This window comes from Rhodococcus sp. JCM 9793 (assembly GCF_055380405.1).
Map to the genome: position 1 here is coordinate 3,162,043 of NZ_AP043721.1, position 23,665 is coordinate 3,185,707.

Genomic DNA, 23,665 nt, shown 5'->3' on the forward strand with positions numbered 1-23,665 from the left:
GATCGTCCGGTCGGGGATCGCGTGCGCGGTCGTAGCGCAGTGTCGCGGCTGACCGTGATCGCGAGTCGGGCTGCAATGCGAGCGCCGGCGGGACCGACCATCGCCGTCAGGCCGATCGCTTCGCTCACCGTGTCGAGCGTTGTGGTTCGGCGGGCGCACCATCGTGGGATTCGACGGGTCGTGCGCCGTCCACCTGGGGGCACAGGCCGCCTGCCTGAGTAGTGACTCACGCCGACCCGAGACGGCCAGAGGGCCCCGAACCGGATCGGTTCGGGGCCCTCTGAACGTCGAGCGAGTGAAGCGTCAGTGCGTTTCGCCGTTGCCGTCCCTGTCGGACAGCGCCTTGGAGTCCTCTCCGTCGGCCTCGCTGTGGACACGGTCCTGGTATTCCTTCAGGATCGTGCGCAGTTCGGCCTCGCTCTCGTGATGAGCGGCTTCGAGTGCAGCCGCCTCATCGGCAGGATCCGCGCTCCACCAGCTGCCGAGACCGGGCTTACCAGCGCTCCCGAGTCGGTTCATTCGCTTGGGAACCGTAGCGCCCTGGTAGTCGAGCGGCAGCGGATGTCCATGGTCGTCCACCGGGCCGAGCGGCTGGTGGATCTCGATGTACTCGCCGTCCGGCAGTCGACGGATGATGCCCGTCTCGATGCCGTGCTCGAGCACCTGACGATCGCTGCGCTGAAGGCCGAGGCAGAACCGGTAGGCGATGAAGTACGCGAGCGGAGGTACGATCACCAGTCCGATACGGCCCATCCACGTCGTCGCGTTGATGGAGATATCGAACTTGTATGCGATGAGGTCGTTGATGCACATGAGTGTGGCGACGGTGTAGAAGCCGAGAGCCATCGCACCGAGACCGGTACGCACCGGCACGTCACGCGGACGCTGTAGCAGGTTGTGATGTGCGTCGTCCTTCGAGAACTTCTTCTCGATCCACGGGTAGAGGATCAGCACCGTGAAGACCAGGCCCATCAGCAGCGCGATCCAGAACGGTTGGGGAATCGTGTACCGGCCGAACAGGTACAGCTCCCATGCCGGCCAGATGCGGGCGAGGCCGTCTGTCCACATCATGTAGAAGTCGGGCTGTGAGCCTGCGGAGACCTGTGACGGGTTGTACGGACCGATGTTCCAGACCGGGTTGATCTGCAACAAGCCGGACATCAGGGCGAGCACCGCGAACGTCATCGCAAAGAACGCGCCGGACTTGACTGCGAACACGGGGAGGATGCGCACACCCACCACGTTCTGCTCGGTTCGGCCGGGGCCGGGGAACTGCGTGTGCTTCTGGTACCAGACCAGCGCGAGGTGCGCGGCGATCAGCGCCAGGATGATGCCCGGGACGAGCAACACATGCAGGACGTAGAAGCGCGGGATGATCAGCTCGCCGGGGAAGTCTCCGCCGAAGATCATCCAGTGCAACCAGGTACCGACAATCGGAACCGACAGCGTGATGCCGGAGAACGCGGCGCGAAGGCCGGTGCCGGACAGCAGGTCGTCGGGCAGCGAGTATCCGAAGAAGCCCTCGAACATCGCGAGGATCAGCAGCAGCGAGCCGATGACCCAGTTCGCTTCACGCGGGCGGCGGAACGCGCCGGTGAAGAAGATGCGAAGCAGGTGGACGATGATCGACGCCGCGAACATCAGCGCTGCCCAGTGGTGGATCTGTCGGACGAACAGACCGCCGCGCACCTCGAACGAGATGTTCAGTGTCGTCTCGTACGCGCGGGACATACCGACACCGCGGAGCGGCGTGTAGACACCGTCGTAGGTCACGTGGGCCAGCGACGGGTCGAAGAACAGTGTCAGGAAGACACCGGAGATCAACAGGATGATGAAGCTGTACAGGGCGACTTCACCCAGAAGGAACGACCAGTGTGTGGGGAACACCTTGTTGATCTGACGGCGGATGCCTGCAGAAAGGTGATACCTCGAGTCGAGGTTCTCGCCTGCCTTCGCAGCGTGTGATTGAGTTGCAGTACTCACGGGCGACGCTCCCAAAATGCCGGGCCGAGAGCTTCGATGAAGTCGCCGCCGGCGACGAGGAAGCCCTCTTCGTTCACTGTAATAGGCAGCTGCGGAAGAGCGCGAGCAGCGGGACCGAAGATCGGCTTGCCGTACTCGAGTGCATTGAACTGCGACTGGTGGCACGGGCAGAGAATCCGGTTGGTCTGCTGCTCGTACAGCGAGGTCGGGCAACCGAGGTGGGTGCAGATCTTCGAGAAGGCGAAGTAGTCGCCGTAGTTGAAGCTCTCCTGGCCCTTGCGCTTGATGGCACGCTCGGCATCTGCGGTCCGCAGACGGATGAGCATGACGGCGTTACGGATACCGCGGAGGCCGTCGAGCAGTGCGTGGTCGTCTCCGCGGTCGGATTCACGGAACGGGAAGACCGTCTCCATGCCGCCTGCGTCGAGGTCCTCGGGGCGCACCAGGACGATGTCCTGCGGACGACCGGTGTCGCGGCGCAGGTAGATGGTCTCGCCCGGGTAGCGGGGAGTCCAACCGGACACCCAGAGCGACGACTCGTCGCCCTCTGCCCACGGATTCTTGATCAGTCCGCCGAGCGGCATGATCAGTCCGACGCCCAGTGCGCCACCACCGAAGATCGCGGTCCGCTTGACCAGCTTGCGGCGGGTCAGCGTCGAGGTCTCGAGCGAGTCGGCCAGCTCGGCGACGATCGTCTTGCGATCGACCTCGGACGACGGGCCGTCGTGCCGATCCTGGATCGACACCTCTTCGGGGATGAACTTCTTGGTGAACTGGACTGCGCCGACGCCGATTCCGAGGATCGACAGACCGAGGCTCAGGCCGAGCAGCGGGGTGTAGAGGTTGTACCAGCCGTACTGCGGGTCGTCGATACTCTGGTATTCCCACGGCCAGAACAGGTAGATGCCGATGAACGCAAGACCTGCGATGCCGGCCAGGATGAACCACGCTGCCACATTGCGCTCCGCGCGCTTCTCGGCGCGGGTGCCCTCGACGGGCCACCGATCCTTGCGGAACACGACATCGACGCCGTCGAGGTTCGTGCCGAGCTCGACGAGATCGTCGCGGCTCATCTGATCGAGATTCTCGATCGAGTGCTTGTTCGGCGTGTCGCCGCTACTCATGACCTTGCTCCGATCCACAGTGCGGCACCGACGACCGCGACGATGCCAACGGCGAACATCGTGGGACCTTCAGCGCCCGGCCCGAAGCCTCCGAGGCCGTATCCGCCCGGATCCTGAGTCTCGCTGGCGGACTTGATGTACGCAATGATGTCTTGCTTCTCCTCGAGCGTCAGCTGACGATCGGAGAACTTCGGCATGTTCTGCGGCCCGGTGACCATGGCGGCGTAGATCTGCTGCTCGTTGGCCGGATCGAGATTGGGGGCGAACTTGCCGGACGAAAGTGCTCCACCACGGCCGGTGAAGTTGTGGCACGAAGCGCAGTTCTGACGGAACAGTTCACTGCCGCGTCCGATGTCGTTGCCGCGAAGCGAGGACTGGGCGATCTCCCCGTTCTCGTCGCGGATGACCGTCGGTCCGCCACCGTTCGCCTGAATGAAGGCGCCGAGAGCGTCGGTCTGCTGGGCGTCGAACTTCGGGTTCTTACGCTCTGCCTGAGCCTCGTTGCGAGCCGCCGGCATACGGCCGGAGGACACCTGGAAGTAAACCGCGGCTTCGCCGACGCCGATCAGCGTGGGGCCGCGATCCTCGATGCCCTGCAGATTGACGCCGTGGCACGTCACGCAGGACGTTTCGTAGAGCTGCTGGCCCTCGCGGATCAATGCGCTCTGGTCGTCCTGTGCAGTGGCCACCTGCGGGTCGGGCGTCAGCGCAGAGGCAAGGAAGCCCGCGCTGAGGAGACCGAGGGCGAGCACCAAGGCGCCGGTGACGCGGCGCCTGAACTTGCGCTGACGGCGGGACGTGGCAGCAGAGGCTGCCGAGGATCGACCGGGCATGTCGTCACCCTCGGGTGCGAGTGGTGGGGATGAACTCATCTGTATCCCTTATATGTAAGTCGGGACTGACTGGACGTCAGGGGGCTGCCTAAGCGTTCAGCTGGCTAACGGATGAAATAGATCGTGGCAAACAGCGCGATCCACACGATGTCGACGAAGTGCCAGTAGTACGACACGACGATGGCTGCGGTGGCCTGCGCGGGGGTGAACTTACTGACCTTGGTACGGAACAGCAGGAACACGAATGCGATGAGTCCGCCGATCACGTGCAGACCGTGGAAGCCGGTGGTCATGTAGAACACCGAGCCGTAGACGCTGCCCGGGATGGTGGTCCCGTGCTGGACCAGCGTGATGTATTCGTAGCCCTGGCCGAGCACGAAGAACGTGCCCATGGCGAGGGTGATGAGGTACCAGCGTCGTAGGCCGAATACGTCGCCACGTTCTGCTGCGAACACACCCAGCTGGCAGGTGAACGACGAGGCGATCAGTACCGCCGTGATCGGCACTGCCAACCAGAGGTTCAAATGGGTGGGCGGCGGAGGCCACATGCCTTCCGGCGCCTGTGCCCGTGCCACGAAGTACATGGCGAAGAGCCCTGCGAAAAACATGAGCTCACTGGACAACCACACGATGGTGCCGACGCTGACCAGGTTGGGCCGGTTCAACGAGTGCACGCGCTGTGTGATTGCAGATCCTGAAGTCCCTACTGCGCTCGTCACGCTGGCTAGTATGACCCGTCGTAGTAAGTCATGGGCAATCGGGGCCGAAATCGGCGCGTCATTGCTGCTCTCAGTGCAAGGAACGCCGAGATCAGGCCCGCGATGCGTTCTCGGTGTGACGGATGTGAAGGTAGCGGGATGAGTGAAAAACCGGACGTGCTGGGGAGGATTCGCCGGTTCCTGACCCGGCGCGGACCCGAGCCTCTCGACGCCACCCGAGCGGATCTCGTGGTGGTCGTCGAATCCTTCGACGACGCGGAGGCATGCTCTACCGCGCTCGATCGCGGCGCACACGGGACACCACGTTGGACCGAATCCGACGATGCGGTCCTGAGGCACCATCTGGAGTTGCCCGCGGAGGCGGTCGAGGAGGCTCTCGTGCTGGCCGGTCAGGACGGCTACACCGCCGCCGCCCCTGCCGGCCCGGTGTCGTCTCTCCGGTCGTCCAGGGACGGGGGGACTCGGCTCTCTCTAGTGCTGCAGCGGGTTCAGATCCTCGACGCGGTGCACTGCGCTCAGGAGAAGTCGCGGATGGCCTCGCTCGCGCAACGTCTCGGGGGCGACGCCCTCGGGTGGGACGCGCTCCAACCCGAGTGACGCGGCCCGCAGCCGCCTGACAGTGCCTGACTAAGCTTTCCGGGCGGAGGGCACAACAGTGCCCCGACAGCGAGTCGGATGTGGCGAAGGGTGGGTGCGATGAACGCGAGGCAGACGGCGGACGAGGTGGTTGCCAGTTGGCCCGCAGTACTCGGATCTCTGACCGCAGGTCGTGATCTGACGCGACCCGAGGCCGTCTGGGCCATGGACGAGATCTTCTCCGACAACGCGACCCCCGCACAGATCGCGGCGTTCGGCGTCGCACTGAAGATGAAGGGCGAGACGCCCGAGGAGTTGCGGGCACTCGCCGACACGATGCTCGGCTACGCCAACCTGGTACCGGTGGATGACGACACGGTCGACATCGTCGGAACCGGCGGCGACCGCGCCAACACGGTGAACATCTCGACGATGGCAGCGCTCGTGGTTGCGGCAGCAGGTATCCGGGTGGTCAAGCACGGCAACCGGGCCGCCTCGTCGAAGAGCGGCGGTGCCGACGTGCTCGAGGAACTCGGGATACACATCGATCTCGGTCCGGAGCAGGTTGCACGCTCGCTCGAGGAAGTAGGTCTCGGGTTCTGCTTCGCGCCGGTGTATCACCCGGCGCTGCGCTTCGCGGCTGCACCGCGCAAGCAGATCGGCATCCCGACCGTGTTCAACGTGCTCGGTCCGCTCACGAACCCTGCGCGTCCCCGCGCCGGGCTGATCGGCTGCGCCTTCGAATCGTTGGTTCCGACCATTGCGGGTGTGCTCGCGCAGCGCGGCAACTCGGCGCTGGTCGTTCGTGGCGATGACGGCCTCGACGAGCTGACGACGTCGACGACGTCGACAGTGCACATCGTGCGCAGAGGTGCGGTCGAGGTCCGGACCCTCGATCCGACGAGGCTCGGGATCGCACGGGTGCCGCTCGAAGCGCTCCGGGGCGGCGACGCCGCAGAGAATGCGGTGATCGCGAGGGCTTGCCTCGCAGGCGAGACCGGACCTGTCCGTGACGCAGTACTTCTCAATGCCGCGGGCGCGATCGCCGCGTTCCGAGGCATCGACGGCGGGCTCGAGGATGTGCTTGCCGCCGGACTCGAGGTGGCCGCGACCGCAATCGACAGCGGTGCGGCTGCGGAGCTGCTCGAGAAGTGGGCGGCAGTGACGACTCGGCTCGGGGCCGAAGCGCAGCGCTGACCCGGCTGCACTGAACTGAAGGTGGTGCCAGCCCCGCGGGGCGGGCACCACCTGATTCGTATGTACTCGAGGGCGGTCAGTTTCCGATGGAGAAGCCGGCCTCGATGTCGGCGCTCGAATACGACTGGAACGCGATGTGCGTGACCGTCTTGCTCACGCCCTCGACCTTGTTGATGCCCCGCGTGACCACCTCGGCGATCTGCTCGTGGTCGCGGACACGCACAATCGCCACGAGATCGACGTCCCCGGCGCACGAGTACACCGTGTCGACCCCGTCGAGGTCGGCTACCGCTCGAGCGGTTTCCGGGATGCGGTGAGCGTCGGCGTCGATCAGAACGATGGCATTGATCATGGGGGCTCCTTGTCTGTACTCCGGTGACGCAGGTCTTCCTCCGGTGACGATCAGCCTATGCGGTGGGCATCCGGTTCCGGGACCGCCCCGGACGCATCGCGTGCCTCGCGCGCCAGCTCGGCCCACTCGCTCCACCGGCCGGCACCGTCGACAGGCTCGCACCATCCGTGGGAGGTCTGCACGATGCGCACCCCGTCGGAGTCCAGCCACCGTGCGAGCAGTCCTATCTCTTCTGCGGGTGCGCCCCGTAGCGGACCTGGACCGGGCAGTACCGTTTCGGCACTCGCCGTGATCGCCGCGACGACCGGCATGGGACGCACACCACGTTCCGCGACGCCTGCCGACGCGAGCCTGCCGGCGCGCACCACGGCGAAATCCCACCCGCCTTCGGCACGGGGACGGGCCGCGATCAGTTCGTCGATGGCTGCGAGCGCCGCGAGGCGCTGCGTGCGCCCTAGCGCACGGACCGCGTCGGCGGTCCGGTCGCGTAGTCGTGCCGCGTTCTCGAACAGTTCCTGGCCCGCCAACTCGTCGATGCGCTTCCGCGCCCTCGCGATCACGGAGGTGTCGTGGCCGCGGAGCAGAGCACGCGCCCGCTGGACCTGAGTGGAGTACTCGTCGGGGCTCTGCGGACCGAACGAGGCTGCGGAACAGGCACCGACCGCGTCGGGTAGGCAGCGGTCGCCGTGGCGCGCCGATCGGCCGATCCGGCGCGTGCACGTGCGCAGCCCGCTGAATTCAGCGAGGGTGGCGGCTACGTCGGCGGCTGCGTTCCGGGCAGAGAAGGGGCCGAGTGCATCGGTCGACGGGGTACGCGAGATCGCCAGGCGCGGGAACGGCTCGTCGGTGAGTGTGATCCACCACCCTCGGGTGGGGTATTTGGAACGACGGTTGTACGGGGGAGTGTGGGCGGCGAGCAGTCGTAGTTCGCGTACGCCGGCTTCGAGACCGTGGGCGCATTCGACGTGGTCGATGCGGGTGGTCAGAGCTACCATCTCGCGGAGCCGCGGCCGGGTTTCCGAACCGGTGAAGTAATTCCGGACGCGTCGCCGTAGATCCACGGCCGTACCTATGTAGAGAGCCTCGTCCGACGGGCCTCGGAACAAATACACGCCGGGCCGGTGTGGCAGGTGAGCGGCGAGCGTGCGTTTGGCGCGTTGTTCGGCCGTGACGGCGGGGATGTAGTCGCGCAGTTCGGTGAGGCTGTGGACCCCCTGGTTGCCGACCCGCTCGATGAGTGCGTGGAGGACGTCGACGGTCGCGCGTGCATCGTCGAGTGCGCGGTGTGTGGGCTGTGTCGACACACTGAACAGTTCGGCGAGTGCGGAGAGTTTCACCGACGGCGCTTCGTCGCGCCCGAGGACCCGTCGCGCTAGTTTGACGGTGCAGACGACAGGGAACCGCGGCCATGCCACGTCGCACTGGATCGCCGCCGCGCGGAGGAAGCCGGTGTCGAACCCGGCGTTGTGCGCTACGAGGACCGAACCGGTGGCGAATTCGAGGAACGCGGGGAGCACTTCCTCGATGCGAGGAGCCTGATAGACCATCGCGGTGGTGATACCCGTGAGTCGGACGATCTCGGGTGGAATCGACCGGCCCGGGTCGACGAGGGTCCCGAACTCGCCGAGAACTTCACCGCTGCGCACCTTGACCGCCCCGATCTCGGTGATGGCGTCGTCACCGGAACGTCCCCCGGTGGTCTCGAGATCCACCACAACGAAGGTGGTGTCACGTAGAGGAGTGTCGAGTTCGTCGAAGCTGAGCTGGACACCGTGGGGGGTGTCGGAACCGGTGGGGGACGACGTCATGCGCTGAGCGTAGAAACCGCCTCCGACACGCCCCGGATCCGGACTTCCCGCGCATGGTGAGACGAGGATCACACCTGCATTTCAACGGCCGATCGCGCAGGGTTCCTGCGAGATGCCTCTCCGTGCGGTGAGGGCGCCCGTGTGGAGCGTCCGGTCCGCCGACTCGGGGTGTACGAGAGCTTTGATCGACGCCCTGAGCTGGGATGAGTCACAACGCTGTGGACGTGCGGCACTGCCATGCGGATTCGAGCGTCGAAGTCGGGGCGGTCACCCTCCGCTCCGTTATCGAGCTGTTATCAAATGTTGGCGGTGCTGGTCCCAAAATTACCAAAACGGACTTTAGACGCATTTTCGGCGAGTTCGGGTTGGCCTCGGCGATGCAGTTTCGTAACCTTCCTGAGACCAAGCGGAATAGTTCATTCGGCCCACTCCCGAGGGCCGGAGCCGCGAGGTAACCGCCTAATCGGCCGCTCGACCTCGAGTGTCCGAGCCGGGGACCCACACGCGTTACTGGGGTGAATCCCCTCCACCGCACTCGCGGAGAGGGGTAGGGCTGATCTTCCGGCCCGAATCCGTCAGCTAACTCGGTCGGCGGATGAACGGAAGAATTGGAGAACAACCCCTCGTGGTCTCGCAGAACAACAAACGCGCAGTACGTCGCGCCCTCGTCGCCGGCGCCCTCGCGCTCGGTGCAGTCACTGTCACCGCCGGTCCGGCGATGGCGGAGCCCCTCAACATCCCCGGTGTCGGTTCCTTCGAACTGCCCCCCGGCGTGACCCTCCCGCCGGAGGTCACCAACCTCATCCCACCCGCTCCTGAAGCTGCTCCCGCCGCGCCCTTCTCCGCGCCGTTCAGCTCGGTCGGCCAGCGCGCTGCCGACGCCGCGCTCGGTAAGGTCGGGTCCCCGTACGTCTACGGCGCAACGGGCCCGAACGCGTTCGACTGCTCCGGGCTCGTGCAGTGGGCGTACCAGCAGGTGGGTCTGAGTGTCCCTCGCACCAGCTACCAGCAGGCCTCTGCCGGCCAGTCCGTGCCGGTCGGGGCACTGCAGCCCGGTGATGTCGTCTCCTTCTACGGCGGCAGCCACACGGGTATCTACATCGGCAACGGCAACATCGTGCATGCCTCGACTTCGAGTCAGCCTGTCAAGGTTGCTCCGCTCGACTCGATGCCGGTGGATGGCGCCCGCCGCTTCTGATCGACGAGCAGTGCCTGTGAGGGTGGATCGGTGACATGCCGGTCCACCCTCACGTCATTGTCGGGGCGAGCCTGTGATGACGAACGTGTCGGATAACGAATTGCAGTGCGCTACCCGCGGGTAGACACGGAGCTGTGCGGTTCCGTAACCTGATCGAGATCTTTGCGAAAGGAAGACAAGCCTCGTGTTCTCCGCTCCCGCCAGACGGGCCGTTCGCACTGCTCTCGTCGCATGTGTACTTCTCATTCTGGGTCTCGCTTCCGCGCCTGCAGTGGCCGACCCCATCGGCGACAGCCCCACTGCCAAACTCGAACATCTCGCCGACCTGTCACGTCGGTCCGAGCAGGCTACTGAAGCTCTGCACCACGCCGGAATCGAACTGGACGCCCGGATCGCCGAGCAGCACGATCTCGACGCTCGTGTGGCCGCGGACCGCGACGCGCTGACGGCAGCCCAAGCGGAGGTCGCGCGCTTCAAGCCCACCGTCGACAAGCTGGCCCAGGCCAACTACCGGGGTTCGCGCACCAATCGCCTCTTCGCGGTGATGGTCAGCGACTCGCCCCAGCAGCTGCTCGACCAGATGGTGATGCTCGACGTACTCGGCGCGCAGACCGATCGCGAGATCGAAGGGTTCCGTCAAGCCACCGATGCCGCAACGGCCGCCGCGGCGGCATCGCAGAAGTCGGCCGAGGCCGCTCGCGTCGCGGCAGAGCAAGCGCAGACGCTGCGCGACGACCTGCAACGTCAGGAAACCGAACTCGAGACGCAGATCGCCGCAGTCCTCGACGCCTTCGACAACCTGAGCGACGGGGAGAAGTCGATCCTCGCCGGCACGCCGTTCCCTCCCGGTCTCGATGCCGACCGCATCATGGAGCACCTCATCCCGGGCAACGGCGCCGGAGCACTCCGTGCCGCACTCACCCGGATCGGTGACCCGTACGTGTGGGGTGCCACCGGACCGAACCAGTTCGACTGCTCCGGTCTCGTGGTCTGGGCATATCAGCAGGTCGGAAAGACCGTTCCACGCTCGAGCCAGGCGCAGGCCCAGGGCGGGACCCCGGTCTCGCGCGACAACCTCCAACCCGGTGACGTCATCATCTTCTACAACGACGCCTCACACGTCGGCATCTACGCGGGCGACGGGAACATCGTCCACGCGTCCACGTTCGGTGTGCCGGTGAAGGTGCAGGCGATGGACAGCTTCCCGTTCCACAGCGCACGACGCTACTGACCGCTGCCGGGTACCCACCTACACACGGCACGGAGGATGGCACCGAGCGCCACATACACTTGCGGCGTGCCCGCGCCGGAGACCTCGCCTCGAACCCATCGCCGTCTGCCGTGGGAGCGCATCGGGCTCGCCGGGCTGGCACTCGCGGTTGCGTCGGTCGGGGTGTTTCTCGTTGCCCCGGCAGTGGAAGAGCAGTCCGCGCCAGACGTCCGTGCGGAGTTCCAGGCGCTCCTGGACTCCTGGGCAGACGCGGTACGCACCGCCGACAGCGCAGCCCTCGCTGAGGTCGTCGACGCTGCCGCCGGGCCGGAGCTGCTCGAGGCCGAGATCCGTCGCGCCCAGGCATTGAGTGGTGTGCCGTTGACCGAATTCGGATACGAACTCGGTATCGAGCCCGCCGCCGATGTTCCGGACGGGGTCGTCCGCCGGTTCGGGGACGACCCCGTGCTCGCGCTCACGGTGTCGCTGCGCTACGGAATCGAGGGTGTCGACGAGGCGCCGACCCACAAACCCGTCGTCGTGCTGGTCGTCGAGCGCAGCGACGGATGGAAGATCGCATCCGACCGGCCGCTCCCGGATTCCGCGTCCGTGACGTGGAGGGGACCGTGGGATCACGGACCGCTCGACGTGAGGATCGCGGAGACGGCAGGCGGCACGTCGACGATCCTCGCTCATCCCGACAGGGCCGCCCTCGCCGAGGACATCGCGGACGAACTTCCCTCCGCGGTCGACGCGGTGTCGGACGTGTGGGGGACGGACTGGCCGGAACAGGCGCTCGTGCTGGTCACCTCGAGCCGCGACGAATTCACCGACCAGGTGGGCACCGCGCACAACGGTGACGAGATCGCGGCGGTGGCGATCTCCGATGCCGTCGATCCCGAGCACGGCCAGGCGACCGGCCGGCGCATCGTCTTCAGCCCGGCAGCGGGCAGTCGCCTCTCGCGGGAAGGCCTGCGTGCTGTACTCCGGCACGAGTTGACACACATCGCGGCCCGACCGCAGACCGTGGACGGGTCACCGATGTGGATCCTCGAGGGATACGCTGACCACATCGGTTACCGATCCGACGCCGGATCGCCGGTGACCGGTACGGACCTTCGCCGCATCGCCCCGAACCTTGCGGTCGAGGTGTCCCGTAACGGCGCGCCGTCACAGATCCCGACCGACGACGACTTCGCCGATCCGGTCCGGTCCCGCATCGCCTACGAGACCGCGTGGAGTCTCGCGACGTTCCTCGCCGAGGAGTACGGCGAAGACGAACTGACGTCCCTCTACCGCACACTCGCGGACGGGCCGGTGTCGGAAGCAGGCCAGAGCGACGCATTCACCGCGACCGTGGGGGTGAGCGCGGCGGACGTCGTCGACCGATGGGGCGACTGGCTCACCGACCTGGTCTGACTCACCCTCGGTCGACCCGGGCCCCGTCGCGCGGTCAGGGCTCCCACACCCTACGGTGTAGCCATGTCGCGAACGCTGCTGGTGACCAACGACTTTCCGCCCCGACCGGGAGGGATCCAGTCGTATCTGCGCTTGTTCGCGGCGCAACTCCCGGCCGACGAGCTCGTCGTATACGCACCGCGCTGGCGCGGTGACAGTCACATCCGCTATGACGCGGAGCAGCCGTTCGAAGTCGTGCGACATCCGACGACGTTGATGCTGCCGACCCCGGCCGTCGCCCGCCGGGCGTCTCGTCTGCTCGCCGATACCGGGTGTGACACGGCGTGGTTCGGCGCTGCCGCACCGCTGGCGCTGCTGGCGCCGGTGCTGCGCCGCGCCGGTGCCGACCGGATCGTGGCGAGCACCCACGGTCACGAAGTGGGCTGGTCGATGGTGCCGGGTGGTCGGCAGGCGCTGCGTCGCATCGGCAACGAGACCGACACGGTCACCTACGTCAGCCGGTACACCCGAGGCCGGTTCGCGGCGGCGTTCGGTCCCGAGGCCGGTCTCGAGCACCTGCCCTCCGGTGTCGACACCGAGGTGTTCCGGCCGGACCCGGCGGCACGCGCCGAACTCCGCGCGCGATATGGGCTCGGTGATCGGCCGACGGTGCTGTGCCTGTCGAGGCTGGTGCCGCGGAAGGGGCAGGACATCCTGATCCGCGCACTGCCGGAGATCCGGGCTCGCATCGACGGCGCTGTGCTCGTCATCGTCGGTGGCGGCCCGTACGAGGACACACTTCGTGAGCTGGCCCGCAAGACCGGTGTCGAGGACCACGTCGTCATCACCGGCGGTGTACCCGCCGCGGAGTTGGCAGCGCATCACACGATCGCGGATGTGTTCGCGATGCCGTGTCGCACCCGGGGTGCCGGGCTCGATGTGGAAGGTCTCGGGATCGTCTACCTCGAGGCTTCCGCCACAGGTGTCCCGGTTGTCGCAGGGAGATCCGGCGGGGCTCCCGAGACGGTCCGGGACGGGGAGACCGGGTTCGTCGTCGACGGAACTTCGGTGTCGGCGGTCGCGACTGCGGTCAGCGGCGTCCTCGCCGATCCCGACCGGGCCGCGGCAATGGGAGCTGCCGGTCGTCGGTGGGTGTCGACAGAGTGGCGCTGGGACGTACTCGGCGCCAAGCTGCGAGAGCTTCTGAGCGGCACGCCGCACCGACCGGGAGCCGTGCACCGAACCGCGGGGTGACGAAACAGGGGAGCGCCCAGTATGTGAAGCTGTCCGGCGTGAGCAGCATTCAGGTGTCGGACCAGACCTTCGTCGCGGCAGACCCCGTTCGCATCGCGGCAGAAATCGCGGCGCCGGACCGCTGGCGGGTGTGGTGGCCGGATCTCGCGGTGACAGTCCGCGAGGACCGAGCGGATCAGGGAATCCGATGGGCGGTGTCCGGTCCGCTCACCGGGACGATGGAAGTGTGGCTCGAACCCTCTCTCGACGGTGCGATCATCCATTACTTCCTGCACTGCGAGCCGACCGGCGTCGCGCCCGACCGCGTTGCGGAACTCGACCTGGCGGTGATGAACCGGGAGCGCAGAGTTGCCGGGAAGAAGATGACCTTCGAGGTCAAGGCTCGCCTCGAAGCGGGACGACCCGCCGGTGAGGCTCCGCGCGACCGGCCCTGAGCGGCCCGATACCGTGTCGATACGGTGTGTGGTAGACAACGGCGTCGGTATCGGCACTCCGGTGATGGAGACCGCCGCGCACCTTCAGTACACGGGACGGACTGAAAAGGAGTCTTCGTCGAATGGCCGAGAAGACCAAGAGGTCGATCACGATCGATGCGCCGGCAGATCAAGTGATGGCCGTGATCGCGGACTTCGACGCCTATCCCACCTGGGTGGAGGCGGCCGAGACCGTCGAGGTACTCGCGCGCCGGCCCGACGGCCGCGCGGAGACAGTCCGGTTCGTGCTCGACGCGGGGATCGTCAAGGACACTTATGTCCTGCGATACCGCTGGGCGCCGGACGGCCGGGCAGTCAGCTGGAATCTCGAGAGCGGCGAGATCCAGAAGGCGCAATCCGGAAGCTACGTACTCGGTGATGCCCCGGGCGGTGGCACCGTGGTCGACTACGAACTGACCGTGGATCTGACGATCCCGATGATCGGCCTGTTCAAGAGGAAGGCCGAGAAAGTGATCACCGACACCGCACTCAAAGAGCTGAAGAAGAAGGTGGAAGGCTGAACGCCGAACAGGGGACGCCGCCCGCGCGTGTTCGACTGTTTCTCGGTAAGGGAGGGGCGGGCAAAACCACCCTCGCTGCGGCAACGGCGCTTGACATCGCGCGCGCCGACGGCTCCGTGCTCCTGGTCTCGATCGATCAGGCACACTCGCTCGCCGATGTCCTCGCCGTCGACACGCACACCGGTGTGACGCCTGTGACCGACGGCCTCGACATGCTCGAGATCGATTCGCTCGGCCTGCTCGAGCAGGGCTATGCGACTCTGCATCGACTCGCGACGGTCGCGGGGGGACACGAGCATGCCGGACAGTTCGATCTGCCGGCTCCCGAAGAGCTCATCGGTCTACCTGCAGTGCAGGAACTTCTCGCGCTCACCGAGGTGGCCCGTCTGGCCGACGACGGACAGTGGCACACCGTGATCGTCGATGCACCGGCATCGGCCGACGGGTTCCGGATGATCTCGTCGTCCCGCACGTTCTTCGACTACATGGACCGAATATGGCCGCAGCACAGCAGGATTGCCGCTGCGACCGGACAGGACCCGCGCCTGATGGCGGTCGTGGTCCTCTACGACCGGATCCTCGGAGGACTGGGTGCGGTGCGCGACCTGCTCGACGACCGCGCCCGAACCGGTGCGACACTCGTCACCACTCCGGACCGCGCGGGATTCGCCGAGCTGCGCCGACTTCGCTCCTGGACCGCGATGGCCACCATCCGGCTCGACGCTGTCATCGTGAACGGAGTCCTACCCGACCTCGGCGAGGACGGGCCTGCCGCCCAGTGGATCGCGTCCGCGCGCGCTGCGCAGTGTGCCGTCGTCGATGAGATCCGTGAGCAGGTCACCGAGACGCCGGTCGCCGTGTGCGAGCGCCGGGGCAGCGAACCGATAGGCTTGCTCTCGCTCGGTGAGATGACGTCCATCGGTGAGATGGCGCAGCGCCACCGAGACGACCGGGATCCGTCGCAGCAGGGGAGCGATGTCGAACCGGTCCGGATCAGTCACGACACGGGAACAGGGGTGGACGCGGTGTACACGATGCGGATGCATCTCCCGCTCGCCGATCCGTCGTCGCTCACGCTCGGCCGGGTCGACGACGACCTCGTCGTGGGGGCCGACGGCATTCGTCGCAGGCTGCGTCTGGCATCCGGTCTGCGTCGCTGCACGGTGTCGGAGGCGGAGTTCGACGGAACCGATCTGTTGTTGCGCTTCGTCCCGGATCCGGCGGTGTGGCCGCAGTGAGTTCGGATCATGACGCGCTCTTGGCGGACCTGAGGGTCCTCGCCGACACAGTCCTCGACCGTGTCGAGGCGCTGGTCGAGCAGGTGGCCGCGCAGGACGGTGCGCAACACGGTGACGTGCGCACCGATGCCCCACCGAACGAGGCAACCGCCGAGACGCCTGCGCCTGCCGGTGGTTGCACCTGGTGCCCGCTGTGCGCGGTCGCGGCTCTCGTCCGCGGGGAGAGCCACGAGCTGATCACGAAGCTGGCGTCGCAACTCGCCGCGTTGATCGCGGTCATCCGAGAACTGGTGGCCCGTTTTCTCCCGCCTTCCCGCACCGAGCCCGACGTCGGCCCGGACGGCCCGTCGTCTCCGGGCGCCTCCGACCGAGGCGGTTTCATGCCCATCTCCGTCACCATCCGCCCCTGACAGCGGACACTGGCGATATGGCTGAATCCGAACGGCCCACGATCGGTATCGATGTGGGCGGCACGAGTATCCGAGCCGCGGTGGTCGATGCATCCGGAGCGGTGATCGACTCCGCTCGTGCGCCGACCCCCGGATCGGCGCCGGTGCTCGAGGACGCTCTGCATCGGGTCGTCCGGCAGCTCGTCGACCGAAACGACGTCTCGGCGGTGGGGCTGGCGGTCGCCGGATTCCTCACCGCAGACTGTCGCACCGTCCGGTTCGCCCCGCACCTCCCGTGGGTCGACGCGCCGATCGCAGATCGACTCACAGACCGCTTCGGGCTACGGGTGATCCTCGAACACGACGGGAACGCAGCGGGCTGGGCCGAATACCGGTTCGGCGCTGCCGCAGGCAGCCGTATCGCGGTGCTGGTGGCGCTCGGGACAGGTATCGGTGCCGCGCTGATGCTGGACGGTCGGATCTTCCGAGGCGCTCACGGCGTTGCACCCGAACTCGGTCACCTGCAGGTCGTACCCGGCGGCAGGCCTTGTCCCTGCGGTAAACGGGGGTGTTGGGAGCGATACTGCAGCGGCACCGCTCTGGTCGACATCGCCGTCGATATGCTCGCCGCCGAACCCGGCCGTTCGCAGCTGGTCGCCGGAACCGCTGCGGATCCGGGATCGCTGACCGGCCGACGGATCGCGGGCGCCGCGCAGGACGGTGACCCGCTCGCGTTGGCGGCCATGGCCGAGTTCGCCCGGTGGCTGGGGCTGGGGTTGTCGATCGTCGCCGATGTGTACGACCCCGAACTCATCGTGGTCGGTGGGGGAGTGTCGGGGTCGGCGTCGCTGTTCCTCGATGACGCACGAGAGCATTACGCCGCTGCTTCGACCGGTGCCGGCCACCGACCCCTTGCCCGGGTACGTGCCGCGCAGCTGGGGGATGCCGCCGGCTTGATCGGTGCCGCAGACCTCGCCCGCCGGTCGATGGCAGCGAATCACGAAACGACTTCATCGTGAGATTCTTGTCACTTCGTGCGGGTTCGCGTGGAGCCGGGCACGTCTGCGGCGTGCGTGTGACCCTCGGAGCGACGTAGAGTCGACCGGCGGGCTTGGTGAGCCCGCGTCGACTATCCCGGGAAGGTCTGCCATGTGGTACTGGCTGTTCAAGTACGTCCTGCTGGGCCCACTGCTCTGGCTCATGGGTAGGCCCAAGCTCGAAGGCGGGGAGAACATCCCGACCGGTGGGCCCGCCATTCTCGCCAGCAACCATCGCGCTGTGCTCGACTCGTTCTACTTGCCGCTGCTGGCGAAGCGGCGGATCACTTTCCTTGCGAAGAGCGAGTACTTCACCGGCACCGGGCTCAAGGGAGGTTTCCAGCGCTGGTTCTTCTCCGCCGTCGGTCAGGTCCCGATCGACAGGACGGGTGCGGACGCCGCGCAGGACGCACTCAACGCCGGCGTTCGGGTGCTGTCCCAGGGCAAACTGCTCGGCATCTACCCGGAGGGCACCCGCTCCCCGGACGGCCGTCTGTACAAGGGCAAGACCGGCCTGGCGCGTCTCGCGCTCGAGACCGGAGTGCCGGTCATTCCTGTCGCGATGATCGGTACCGACAAGATGAACCCGATCGGCTCCAAGATGTGGAAGCCGGCCAAGATCACGGTCCGAGTAGGCGAGCCGATCGATTTCTCCCGTTTCGAGGGTATGGGCGGGAACCGCTTCGTCGAGCGCACCGTCACCGACGAAGTGATGTACTCACTCATGCAACTGGCCGGTCAGGAATATGTCGACGTCTACGCTGCCTCCCTGAAGGACACGTCGCCGCAGGGTACGACCGCCCCGGCCGAACCGGCCGTCACATCCGATGCCGATCGCATGCCCGACACCCAGGCTGGGTGACGCATGGTGCTCCGGGCATAATGTGACCACGTGCGCTACTTCTACGACTGCGAGTTCATCGAGGATGGACGCACCATCGAACTCGTGTCGATCGGTGTCGTGTGTGAGGACGGCCGTGAGTTCTATGCGGTGTCCACTGAATTCGACCCCGAACGTGCCGGCCCGTGGGTTCGCCGCAATGTCCTTCCCAAGCTACCGAACCCGAGCCACCCGGCCTGGAAGCCGCGGAGCCGCATCCGCGACGACCTTCTGAAGTTTCTCGTCCCCCGGGTGGGCATTCGGCCCGAGCTGTGGGCGTGGATAGGTGCATACGACCACGTAGCGCTGGTCCAGCTGTGGGGATCCATGCCGGAGTTGCCCGATGTGTTGCCCCGATTCACCCGTGAACTTCGTCAGCACTGGGAACAGCACGGATCCCCACCACTCCCGTCGGTACCCGACGACAACCACGACGCGCTCACCGACGCCCGCCACAATCTCGCGAAGTTCGATGCAATCGAGGTTGCCCGCCGCGCCCGATGACCGGGTCTGTGTGACGGTCGACGGCCGGGGCCATATCCTGGTGGAGTGAACTGGACTGTCGACGTACCGATCGACCGCTTGCCCGAACTTCCGCCGCTGCCCTCGGAACTGCGCGAAAAGCTCGACGTCGCGTTGTCGAAGCCCGCGTTGCAGCAGCCGAGTTGGCCCGAAGACCAGGCCGAGGCGATGCGGACCGTCCTCGAGAGCGTGCCGCCGATCACGGTGCCCCGCGAGGTCGAAGAACTGCAGAACCAACTCGCGGCCGTGGCGCGGGGCGAAGCCTTCCTGCTTCAGGGCGGTGACTGCGCCGAGACGTTCATGGACAACACCGAACCCCACATCAAGGGCAACATCCGCACCTTGCTGCAGATGGCCGTCGTCCTGACCTACGGTGCATCGACCCCCGTGGTCAAGGTCGCGCGCATTGCCGGGCAGTACGCCAAGCCGCGCTCGTCCGACACCGATGCACTCGGGCTGCAGTCGTACCGCGGCGACATGGTGAACTCCATCGTCGCCGACGCCGCTGTCCGCGTGCACGATCCGTCACGATTGGTCCGGGCCTACGCCAACGCCAGCGCCGCGATGAACCTGGTCCGTGCGGTCACCTCCGGTGGTGAAGCCGACCTGCACCGCGTCCACGACTGGAATCGCGAATTCGTCTCGTCGTCGCCTGCCGGAGCCCGCTACGAGGCACTCGCCTCCGAGATCGACCGTGGCCTCCGGTTCATGGACGCCTGCGGTGTCATCGACCCGAACTTGCGCGCCGCGACGATCTACGCAAGTCACGAAGCGCTCGTGCTCGACTACGAGCGCGCGATGCTGCGTCTCGATACGACCGGAGACGAACCCCGCCTGTACGATCTCTCAGCACACTTCCTGTGGATCGGCGATCGCACTCGCCAGCTCGACGGCGCACATATCGCCTTCGCTGAGCTGCTCTCCAACCCGATCGGCCTGAAGGTCGGCCCCAGCACCACCCCGGAGATGGCCGTGGAGTACGTCGAACGCCTCGACCCCCACAACAAGCCCGGCCGGCTGACCCTGATCTCGCGGATGGGGCACTCGAAGGTCCGCGACCTGCTGCCCGGCATCATCGAGGCCGTCGAAGCCACCGGGCACAAGGTCATCTGGCAGTGCGACCCGATGCACGGAAACACCCACGAGTCGTCGACCGGGTACAAGACCCGTCACTTCGACCGGATCGTCGACGAGGTCCAAGGCTTCTTCGAAGTGCACAGGGCACTGGGCACCCACCCGGGCGGAATCCACATCGAACTGACCGGGGAAGACGTCACCGAATGTCTCGGCGGTGCCCAGGACATCTCCGACGTGGACCTGCACGGCCGGTACGAAACCGCGTGCGATCCACGACTGAACACCCAGCAGTCCATCGAGCTGGCATTCCTCGTCGCCGAGATGCTGCGGGGCTGAACCGATGGAACGGCCCGGTCGCCCATATGCGGCCGGGCCGCCAGGGCCGGGGAGCGGAACGGTTCAGGGCACGGCGGTCAGCACGACCGTGCTGCCCGGTTCGGTTCGACTAGAGGCGCCCGGACTCTGTCCGATCACGATGGACCGGTCGGAGTCGGCGAGCTGCCGCACTTCCACACCCAGCCCCAACCTCTCCAGTTCCTCGCGGGACGACCCGACCGAGCGCCCCATCATCGACGGCACCTTCACCGCGTTCGATACGAGCAGAGTCACGGTGCCGCCCGGACCGACCAGGTCGCCCTCGGCCGGATCGCTTCCCGACACCCGGCCCGCATCGACGTCGGGATCGAACACTTCCCGTTCGTCCTGAACGGTCAGTCCGACCTTCTCGAGCGCTGCGCGCGCAGCGTCGACCGTCAGGCCCAACAGATCCGGAAGCTCGACCGGGGCTGCACCCTTGCTGATGATCACCTCGACCTTCGCGCCGACCGGCAGGACCGTGCCCGGCGCGGGATCGAGCGCTGCGACAGCCCCCTCCGGAACCGACGCGCTGAACGCCGTCCCGCCGTCGACGGGTTCGAACGTGCGGCGTCGCAATTCGTCCTCGATCGTGTTCCGGTCGCCTCCACCGGGGACCCCCGGCACCGTCGGACGCCCCAACGACACCAGCAGTGCGACGGTGTCGCCACGTGGGACCTGCGAGCCCGCCGCCGGATCGGTACCGAGCACCGTGTCGATCGGAATCGCATCCGAGTATTCACCGCGGGTCTCCACGGTTGCGCCTGCAGTCTCGACGGCTGCGGCGGCCGCGGCGCGATCCATGCCCTGCACCGCAGGAATGTCGATCATCCGCCCCGACCCGAGCCACCATCCGGCCAGGCCCATGATCAGCGCGAGTACGACGATCCCGATAATCCAGCCGGTGGTGGCCCTCCGGGCGGTGCGTCGTTTCGCGCGGTAGTCGACCTTCGTGCCGCCACCGGCCGCGAGGCCTGCGTCGTGCCCCTCCTGGAGGTCGGGTCGGGCGTGTTCCCGCGTGACGATCTTGGTGTGCTGTGATTGCTCGTGGACCTGCTCGGCCGGCGGAGCCGCAGCCCGATGGACCGCGGTAGGTGCAGCATCCGCAGTGGTTGCGGCGGCCGGCCTGATCACGGTTGTCTCGGGAACAGAGCTCCCCTCGGTCGGCGACGGCGTTGCGGGTACCGCGACCGGGACCTGCGCCGTGGTCGCGGATTTCCGGGGCGCCGGGACACGGTAGCGGGGAAGATCGAGCGCGTCGCTCAGGTCGGTGAGGGCGTCGGCCATCGCACCGGCGTCGGCGTACCGTTCGCTCGGTTCACGTTCGGTCGCGCGACGGACGAGAGTGTCGAACTCCTCCGGGACACCGTCGATCCACGTACCCGGATCAGGTACGTCCTTCTCGACACGCTGGTAGGCGACGGATAGTGACGTGTCGCCGGTGAAGGGGGTGCGTCCGGTGAGCATCTCGAACATCAGCACGCCGGACGAGTACACGTCGCTGCGCGCGTCGGCATTGCCGGTCGTGACCTGCTCAGGCGAGAGGTACGCGGCCGTACCCAAGATCACACTACGCGACGTCGTATTTGCGGCCGCGACGGCACGGACGAGGCCGAAATCGGCGATCTTCACCTCACCGTGCCTGGAGACCAGGATGTTCTCGGGCTTGACGTCGCGGTGCACGAGACCGGCCCGATGGGCCACCGCGAGGGCTCCGAGTACGGGCACTGCCACTGCGGCCGCGGCGTGAGGGGGCATGGGCCCGCGTTCGCGCAGCAGCTCGCGGAGCGTGCCACCTTCGACGAGTTCCATGACGAGGAACACGTCGTCGCCGTCCTGTCCCTGGTCGTACACTGCCACGAGACCCGGGTGGTTGAGTCTCGCCACGGACCGGGCCTCGAACTCGAACCGTGCGAGGAACTGGGGGTCGGCAGCGAACTGGTGGTCCATGACCTTCACCGCGACCGGCCGATCGAGGCGTTGATCAGTGGCGCGGTACACGGTGGACATGCCACCGCGGGCAATCCGTGCTTCGATCAGATAGCGCCGGTCGAGGAGCTTGCCGACCATGTGGTCGCCTCCAGCGGTCACCCGGTGTACCCCCGTGTCTCTGTGTCCCGATTTCGTCCTTGTCGATCGTAGTCATGGCGCCGGCAGGCGGGCGCGTACGTGCCCTCCGCGCATCGGCGATACGGTGGAACCGTGAGCACTATTCCGTACTGCGACGACGTCCTTGACCGCACCGTGCCGGTGTTGCAACTCGTCGATGTGGCCAAGCAACTCGATCTTGCCATCACCCGCGTTCATCAGCTGTTGCGTGACCGCCGGCTGCTGGCGCTCAAACGCGACCGCGTTCCCGTCGTGCCCGAGGTGTTCTTCGACGACACGGGAGCGATCGTCAAGGGACTTCCCGGACTCATCGCGGTGCTCCACGACGGAGGGTTCACCGACGAGGAGATCCTGGAATGGATGTTCCGAGCGGACGACACACTTCCCGGAGGAAACTCCATCAGCGCGCTGCACACCGATTCGATGAGGGAAGTGATCAGGCGAGCTCAGGCGTCGGCCTTCTGACGCACACGCCCGAGACGGCCTGGGCCAGCGCGACGGACACCCGCGTGCGGCGCGGGACCGTCACACGTCGGTCGAGTACCCGGTAACCGCTGTGCTCGACCTCGTCGAGGATCCGCCCGTACAGCACGAACGCGGTGCGGATTCCCGGTCGGATTCGGCGAGGCAGCAGGTCCAATCCGGGTTCGGCCCTGCGATACCGATCCCTCGTCAACGCCACGGCGTGGGCGAGGGCACGCCGCACCCGGGGGTCGAGGTGACGCCGACTCCGACCGGCGCGCAGCAGATTGTCGTCGACACCGAACGCCGACCACAGATCGGTGGGCAGGTACACGCGGCCACGGTCGAGGTCCTCACCGACATCGCGGATGAAATTGGTGAGCTGGAAGGCCTCGCCCAGGGCACTCGCATACGGCCCGGCACGGTCGACGTCGTCGACGCCGAACACGGGGAGCAATTGCAGACCGATCACGGCGGCCGACCCGTGCATGTACTCGCGCAGCTCGTCCATGTCGCGATACCGGACACGGTGCTCGGCGGTGCCTGGAATGTCCATGCGCATCGACCGGAGGAATGCGTTGAAGTACGCCACCGGGATCTCGTAACGGTCGATGGTCGCCGCGAGAGCCCGCACGACCAGTCCGGTCGGGTCGGGCGCCCCGGGGTTGCCGTCGAGGGCGGCATGGAGGCGTGCATCTGCGCCGTCGACTGCCCGTGCAGCCGCGGCGGGATCGTCGACGTGGTCTACGTCGACGATGTCGTCGACGATGCGCGCGAAACCGTACAGGGCGTGCACAGCGCGTCGGCGCGGCTCCGGCAGTAGTCGCGCCGCGAGGTCGTAGGTGCGACCGTGCTCAGCGGTCAGCGACGCACAGAGCCGGAACGCTTCGTCCAGATGGTCGGGTGCCACCGAATCGGACTCGGCCGAAGTAGGTGGTGTCGGCACACCCG

The 23,665-nt window shown here is 66.8% G+C and carries 23 protein-coding genes and 1 riboswitch; of the genes, 15 read left to right on the top strand and 8 right to left on the bottom strand.

What is annotated here, in order from left to right; translation table 11 throughout:
- Positions 1-303: 303 nt before the first annotated feature.
- The 4 genes from qcrB to ctaE form a co-directional block, all read right to left on the bottom strand.
- Positions 304-1,983 (bottom strand): cytochrome bc1 complex cytochrome b subunit, encoded by a 1,680-nt coding sequence (gene qcrB / locus ACZ46K_RS16705; RefSeq protein WP_464743687.1) that lies wholly within the window; start codon positions 1,981-1,983, stop codon positions 304-306.
- Entirely contained in the window at positions 1,980-3,107 is a 1,128-nt protein-coding gene (gene qcrA, locus ACZ46K_RS16710) for a cytochrome bc1 complex Rieske iron-sulfur subunit (protein ID WP_464743689.1), read from the bottom strand. Before qcrA ends, qcrB begins: the two co-directional genes overlap by 4 nt.
- The gene (qcrC, locus tag ACZ46K_RS16715; protein ID WP_464749356.1) at positions 3,104-3,940 is read right to left on the bottom strand and encodes a cytochrome bc1 complex diheme cytochrome c subunit; all 837 of its coding nucleotides are present in this window, start codon (positions 3,938-3,940) and stop codon (positions 3,104-3,106) included. Before qcrC ends, qcrA begins: the two co-directional genes overlap by 4 nt.
- Positions 3,941-4,044: 104 nt before the next feature.
- Positions 4,045-4,659: an aa3-type cytochrome oxidase subunit III gene (gene ctaE, locus ACZ46K_RS16720; protein ID WP_054806290.1), complete on the bottom strand. Its 615-nt coding sequence runs from the start codon at positions 4,657-4,659 to the stop codon at positions 4,045-4,047.
- 138 nt (positions 4,660-4,797) lie between these two features.
- Here ctaE and ACZ46K_RS16725 point away from each other — a divergent pair, with 138 nt between their 5' ends.
- On the top strand, positions 4,798-5,256 hold the full coding sequence (locus ACZ46K_RS16725) for a hypothetical protein (protein WP_464743691.1): 459 nt from the start codon (positions 4,798-4,800) through the stop codon (positions 5,254-5,256).
- Between the two features lie 99 nt (positions 5,257-5,355).
- The gene (trpD, locus tag ACZ46K_RS16730) at positions 5,356-6,432 is read left to right on the top strand and encodes an anthranilate phosphoribosyltransferase (protein ID WP_464743693.1); all 1,077 of its coding nucleotides are present in this window, start codon (positions 5,356-5,358) and stop codon (positions 6,430-6,432) included.
- Between the two features lie 76 nt (positions 6,433-6,508).
- On the opposite strand, the gene ACZ46K_RS16735 is transcribed toward trpD, so the two are convergent.
- Together ACZ46K_RS16735 and ACZ46K_RS16740 are read right to left on the bottom strand one after the other, a co-directional pair.
- Positions 6,509-6,784 carry an Lrp/AsnC family transcriptional regulator gene (locus ACZ46K_RS16735; protein ID WP_054806289.1) on the bottom strand — a complete coding sequence of 92 codons (276 nt, stop codon included), beginning with the start codon at positions 6,782-6,784 and terminating at the stop codon, positions 6,509-6,511.
- Between the two features lie 50 nt (positions 6,785-6,834).
- Entirely contained in the window at positions 6,835-8,592 is a 1,758-nt protein-coding gene (locus tag ACZ46K_RS16740) for a DEDD exonuclease domain-containing protein (protein WP_464743694.1), read from the bottom strand.
- 446 nt (positions 8,593-9,038) lie between these two features.
- A riboswitch (cyclic di-AMP (ydaO/yuaA leader) is annotated at positions 9,039-9,202 on the top strand.
- A 15-nt stretch (positions 9,203-9,217) separates the two neighbouring features.
- Here ACZ46K_RS16740 and ACZ46K_RS16745 point away from each other — a divergent pair.
- The 12 genes from ACZ46K_RS16745 (at position 9,218) to ACZ46K_RS16800 (ending at position 20,125) form a co-directional block, all read left to right on the top strand.
- Complete coding sequence (locus tag ACZ46K_RS16745; RefSeq protein ID WP_464749358.1) at positions 9,218-9,790, top strand: C40 family peptidase; 573 nt, start codon at positions 9,218-9,220, stop codon at positions 9,788-9,790.
- A 184-nt stretch (positions 9,791-9,974) separates the two neighbouring features.
- Positions 9,975-11,021, top strand: a complete 1,047-nt coding sequence (locus ACZ46K_RS16750; RefSeq protein ID WP_054807718.1) for a C40 family peptidase — start codon at positions 9,975-9,977, stop codon at positions 11,019-11,021.
- 66 nt (positions 11,022-11,087) lie between these two features.
- Positions 11,088-12,419, top strand: coding sequence for a hypothetical protein (locus ACZ46K_RS16755; protein ID WP_054807717.1), 1,332 nt, complete (start codon positions 11,088-11,090; stop codon positions 12,417-12,419).
- Between the two features lie 63 nt (positions 12,420-12,482).
- Positions 12,483-13,652: a glycosyltransferase family 4 protein gene (locus ACZ46K_RS16760; RefSeq protein ID WP_464743695.1), complete on the top strand. Its 1,170-nt coding sequence runs from the start codon at positions 12,483-12,485 to the stop codon at positions 13,650-13,652.
- A 38-nt stretch (positions 13,653-13,690) separates the two neighbouring features.
- Positions 13,691-14,086 carry a hypothetical protein gene (locus ACZ46K_RS16765; RefSeq protein WP_054807603.1) on the top strand — a complete coding sequence of 132 codons (396 nt, stop codon included), beginning with the start codon at positions 13,691-13,693 and terminating at the stop codon, positions 14,084-14,086.
- A gap of 122 nt (positions 14,087-14,208) precedes the next feature.
- Entirely contained in the window at positions 14,209-14,646 is a 438-nt protein-coding gene (locus tag ACZ46K_RS16770) for an SRPBCC family protein (RefSeq protein ID WP_464743697.1), read from the top strand.
- A 35-nt stretch (positions 14,647-14,681) separates the two neighbouring features.
- Positions 14,682-15,884 (top strand): ArsA family ATPase, encoded by a 1,203-nt coding sequence (locus tag ACZ46K_RS16775; protein WP_464749359.1) that lies wholly within the window; start codon positions 14,682-14,684, stop codon positions 15,882-15,884.
- The gene (locus ACZ46K_RS16780; RefSeq protein ID WP_464743698.1) at positions 15,881-16,294 is read left to right on the top strand and encodes a hypothetical protein; all 414 of its coding nucleotides are present in this window, start codon (positions 15,881-15,883) and stop codon (positions 16,292-16,294) included. Before ACZ46K_RS16775 ends, ACZ46K_RS16780 begins: the two co-directional genes overlap by 4 nt.
- Positions 16,295-16,311: 17 nt before the next feature.
- Positions 16,312-17,292, top strand: a complete 981-nt coding sequence (locus ACZ46K_RS16785; protein WP_464743700.1) for an ROK family protein — start codon at positions 16,312-16,314, stop codon at positions 17,290-17,292.
- Positions 17,293-17,422: 130 nt separating this feature from the next.
- Positions 17,423-18,172 carry a lysophospholipid acyltransferase family protein gene (locus ACZ46K_RS16790; RefSeq protein WP_464743702.1) on the top strand — a complete coding sequence of 250 codons (750 nt, stop codon included), beginning with the start codon at positions 17,423-17,425 and terminating at the stop codon, positions 18,170-18,172.
- Positions 18,173-18,202: 30 nt separating this feature from the next.
- Complete coding sequence (locus tag ACZ46K_RS16795) at positions 18,203-18,694, top strand: polyadenylate-specific 3'-exoribonuclease AS (RefSeq protein WP_054810679.1); 492 nt, start codon at positions 18,203-18,205, stop codon at positions 18,692-18,694.
- A gap of 45 nt (positions 18,695-18,739) precedes the next feature.
- Positions 18,740-20,125 carry a class II 3-deoxy-7-phosphoheptulonate synthase gene (locus tag ACZ46K_RS16800; RefSeq protein WP_464743704.1) on the top strand — a complete coding sequence of 462 codons (1,386 nt, stop codon included), beginning with the start codon at positions 18,740-18,742 and terminating at the stop codon, positions 20,123-20,125.
- Positions 20,126-20,188: 63 nt separating this feature from the next.
- Here ACZ46K_RS16800 and pknB read toward each other — a convergent pair whose 3' ends face one another.
- Entirely contained in the window at positions 20,189-22,234 is a 2,046-nt protein-coding gene (gene pknB, locus ACZ46K_RS16805) for a Stk1 family PASTA domain-containing Ser/Thr kinase (RefSeq protein ID WP_464743706.1), read from the bottom strand.
- A 111-nt stretch (positions 22,235-22,345) separates the two neighbouring features.
- On the opposite strand from pknB, the gene ACZ46K_RS16810 reads away from it, so the two are divergent.
- Positions 22,346-22,717: an Rv2175c family DNA-binding protein gene (locus ACZ46K_RS16810; protein ID WP_054807260.1), complete on the top strand. Its 372-nt coding sequence runs from the start codon at positions 22,346-22,348 to the stop codon at positions 22,715-22,717.
- On the opposite strand, the gene ACZ46K_RS16815 is transcribed toward ACZ46K_RS16810, so the two are convergent.
- Positions 22,689-23,660 (bottom strand): phytoene/squalene synthase family protein, encoded by a 972-nt coding sequence (locus tag ACZ46K_RS16815; RefSeq protein WP_464743708.1) that lies wholly within the window; start codon positions 23,658-23,660, stop codon positions 22,689-22,691. The genes ACZ46K_RS16810 and ACZ46K_RS16815 overlap by 29 nt on opposite strands.
- Between the last annotated feature and the right edge of the window lie 5 nt (positions 23,661-23,665).

Bases quoted from the DNA above. Each gene is read 5' to 3' on its own strand.
- ACZ46K_RS16785 (WP_464743700.1), top strand. From the start codon at position 16,312: ATGGCTGAATCCGAACGGCCCACGATCGGTATCGATGTGGGCGGCACG.
- trpD (WP_464743693.1), top strand. From the start codon at position 5,356: ATGAACGCGAGGCAGACGGCGGACGAGGTGGTTGCCAGTTGGCCCGCA.
- ACZ46K_RS16725 (WP_464743691.1), top strand. From the start codon at position 4,798: ATGAGTGAAAAACCGGACGTGCTGGGGAGGATTCGCCGGTTCCTGACC.
- qcrC (WP_464749356.1), bottom strand. From the start codon at position 3,940: ATGCCCGGTCGATCCTCGGCAGCCTCTGCTGCCACGTCCCGCCGTCAG.
- ACZ46K_RS16770 (WP_464743697.1), top strand. From the start codon at position 14,209: ATGGCCGAGAAGACCAAGAGGTCGATCACGATCGATGCGCCGGCAGAT.
- ACZ46K_RS16740 (WP_464743694.1), bottom strand. From the start codon at position 8,592: ATGACGTCGTCCCCCACCGGTTCCGACACCCCCCACGGTGTCCAGCTC.
- ACZ46K_RS16760 (WP_464743695.1), top strand. From the start codon at position 12,483: ATGTCGCGAACGCTGCTGGTGACCAACGACTTTCCGCCCCGACCGGGA.
- ACZ46K_RS16790 (WP_464743702.1), top strand. From the start codon at position 17,423: ATGTGGTACTGGCTGTTCAAGTACGTCCTGCTGGGCCCACTGCTCTGG.
- qcrA (WP_464743689.1), bottom strand. From the start codon at position 3,107: ATGAGTAGCGGCGACACGCCGAACAAGCACTCGATCGAGAATCTCGAT.
- ACZ46K_RS16735 (WP_054806289.1), bottom strand. From the start codon at position 6,784: ATGATCAATGCCATCGTTCTGATCGACGCCGACGCTCACCGCATCCCG.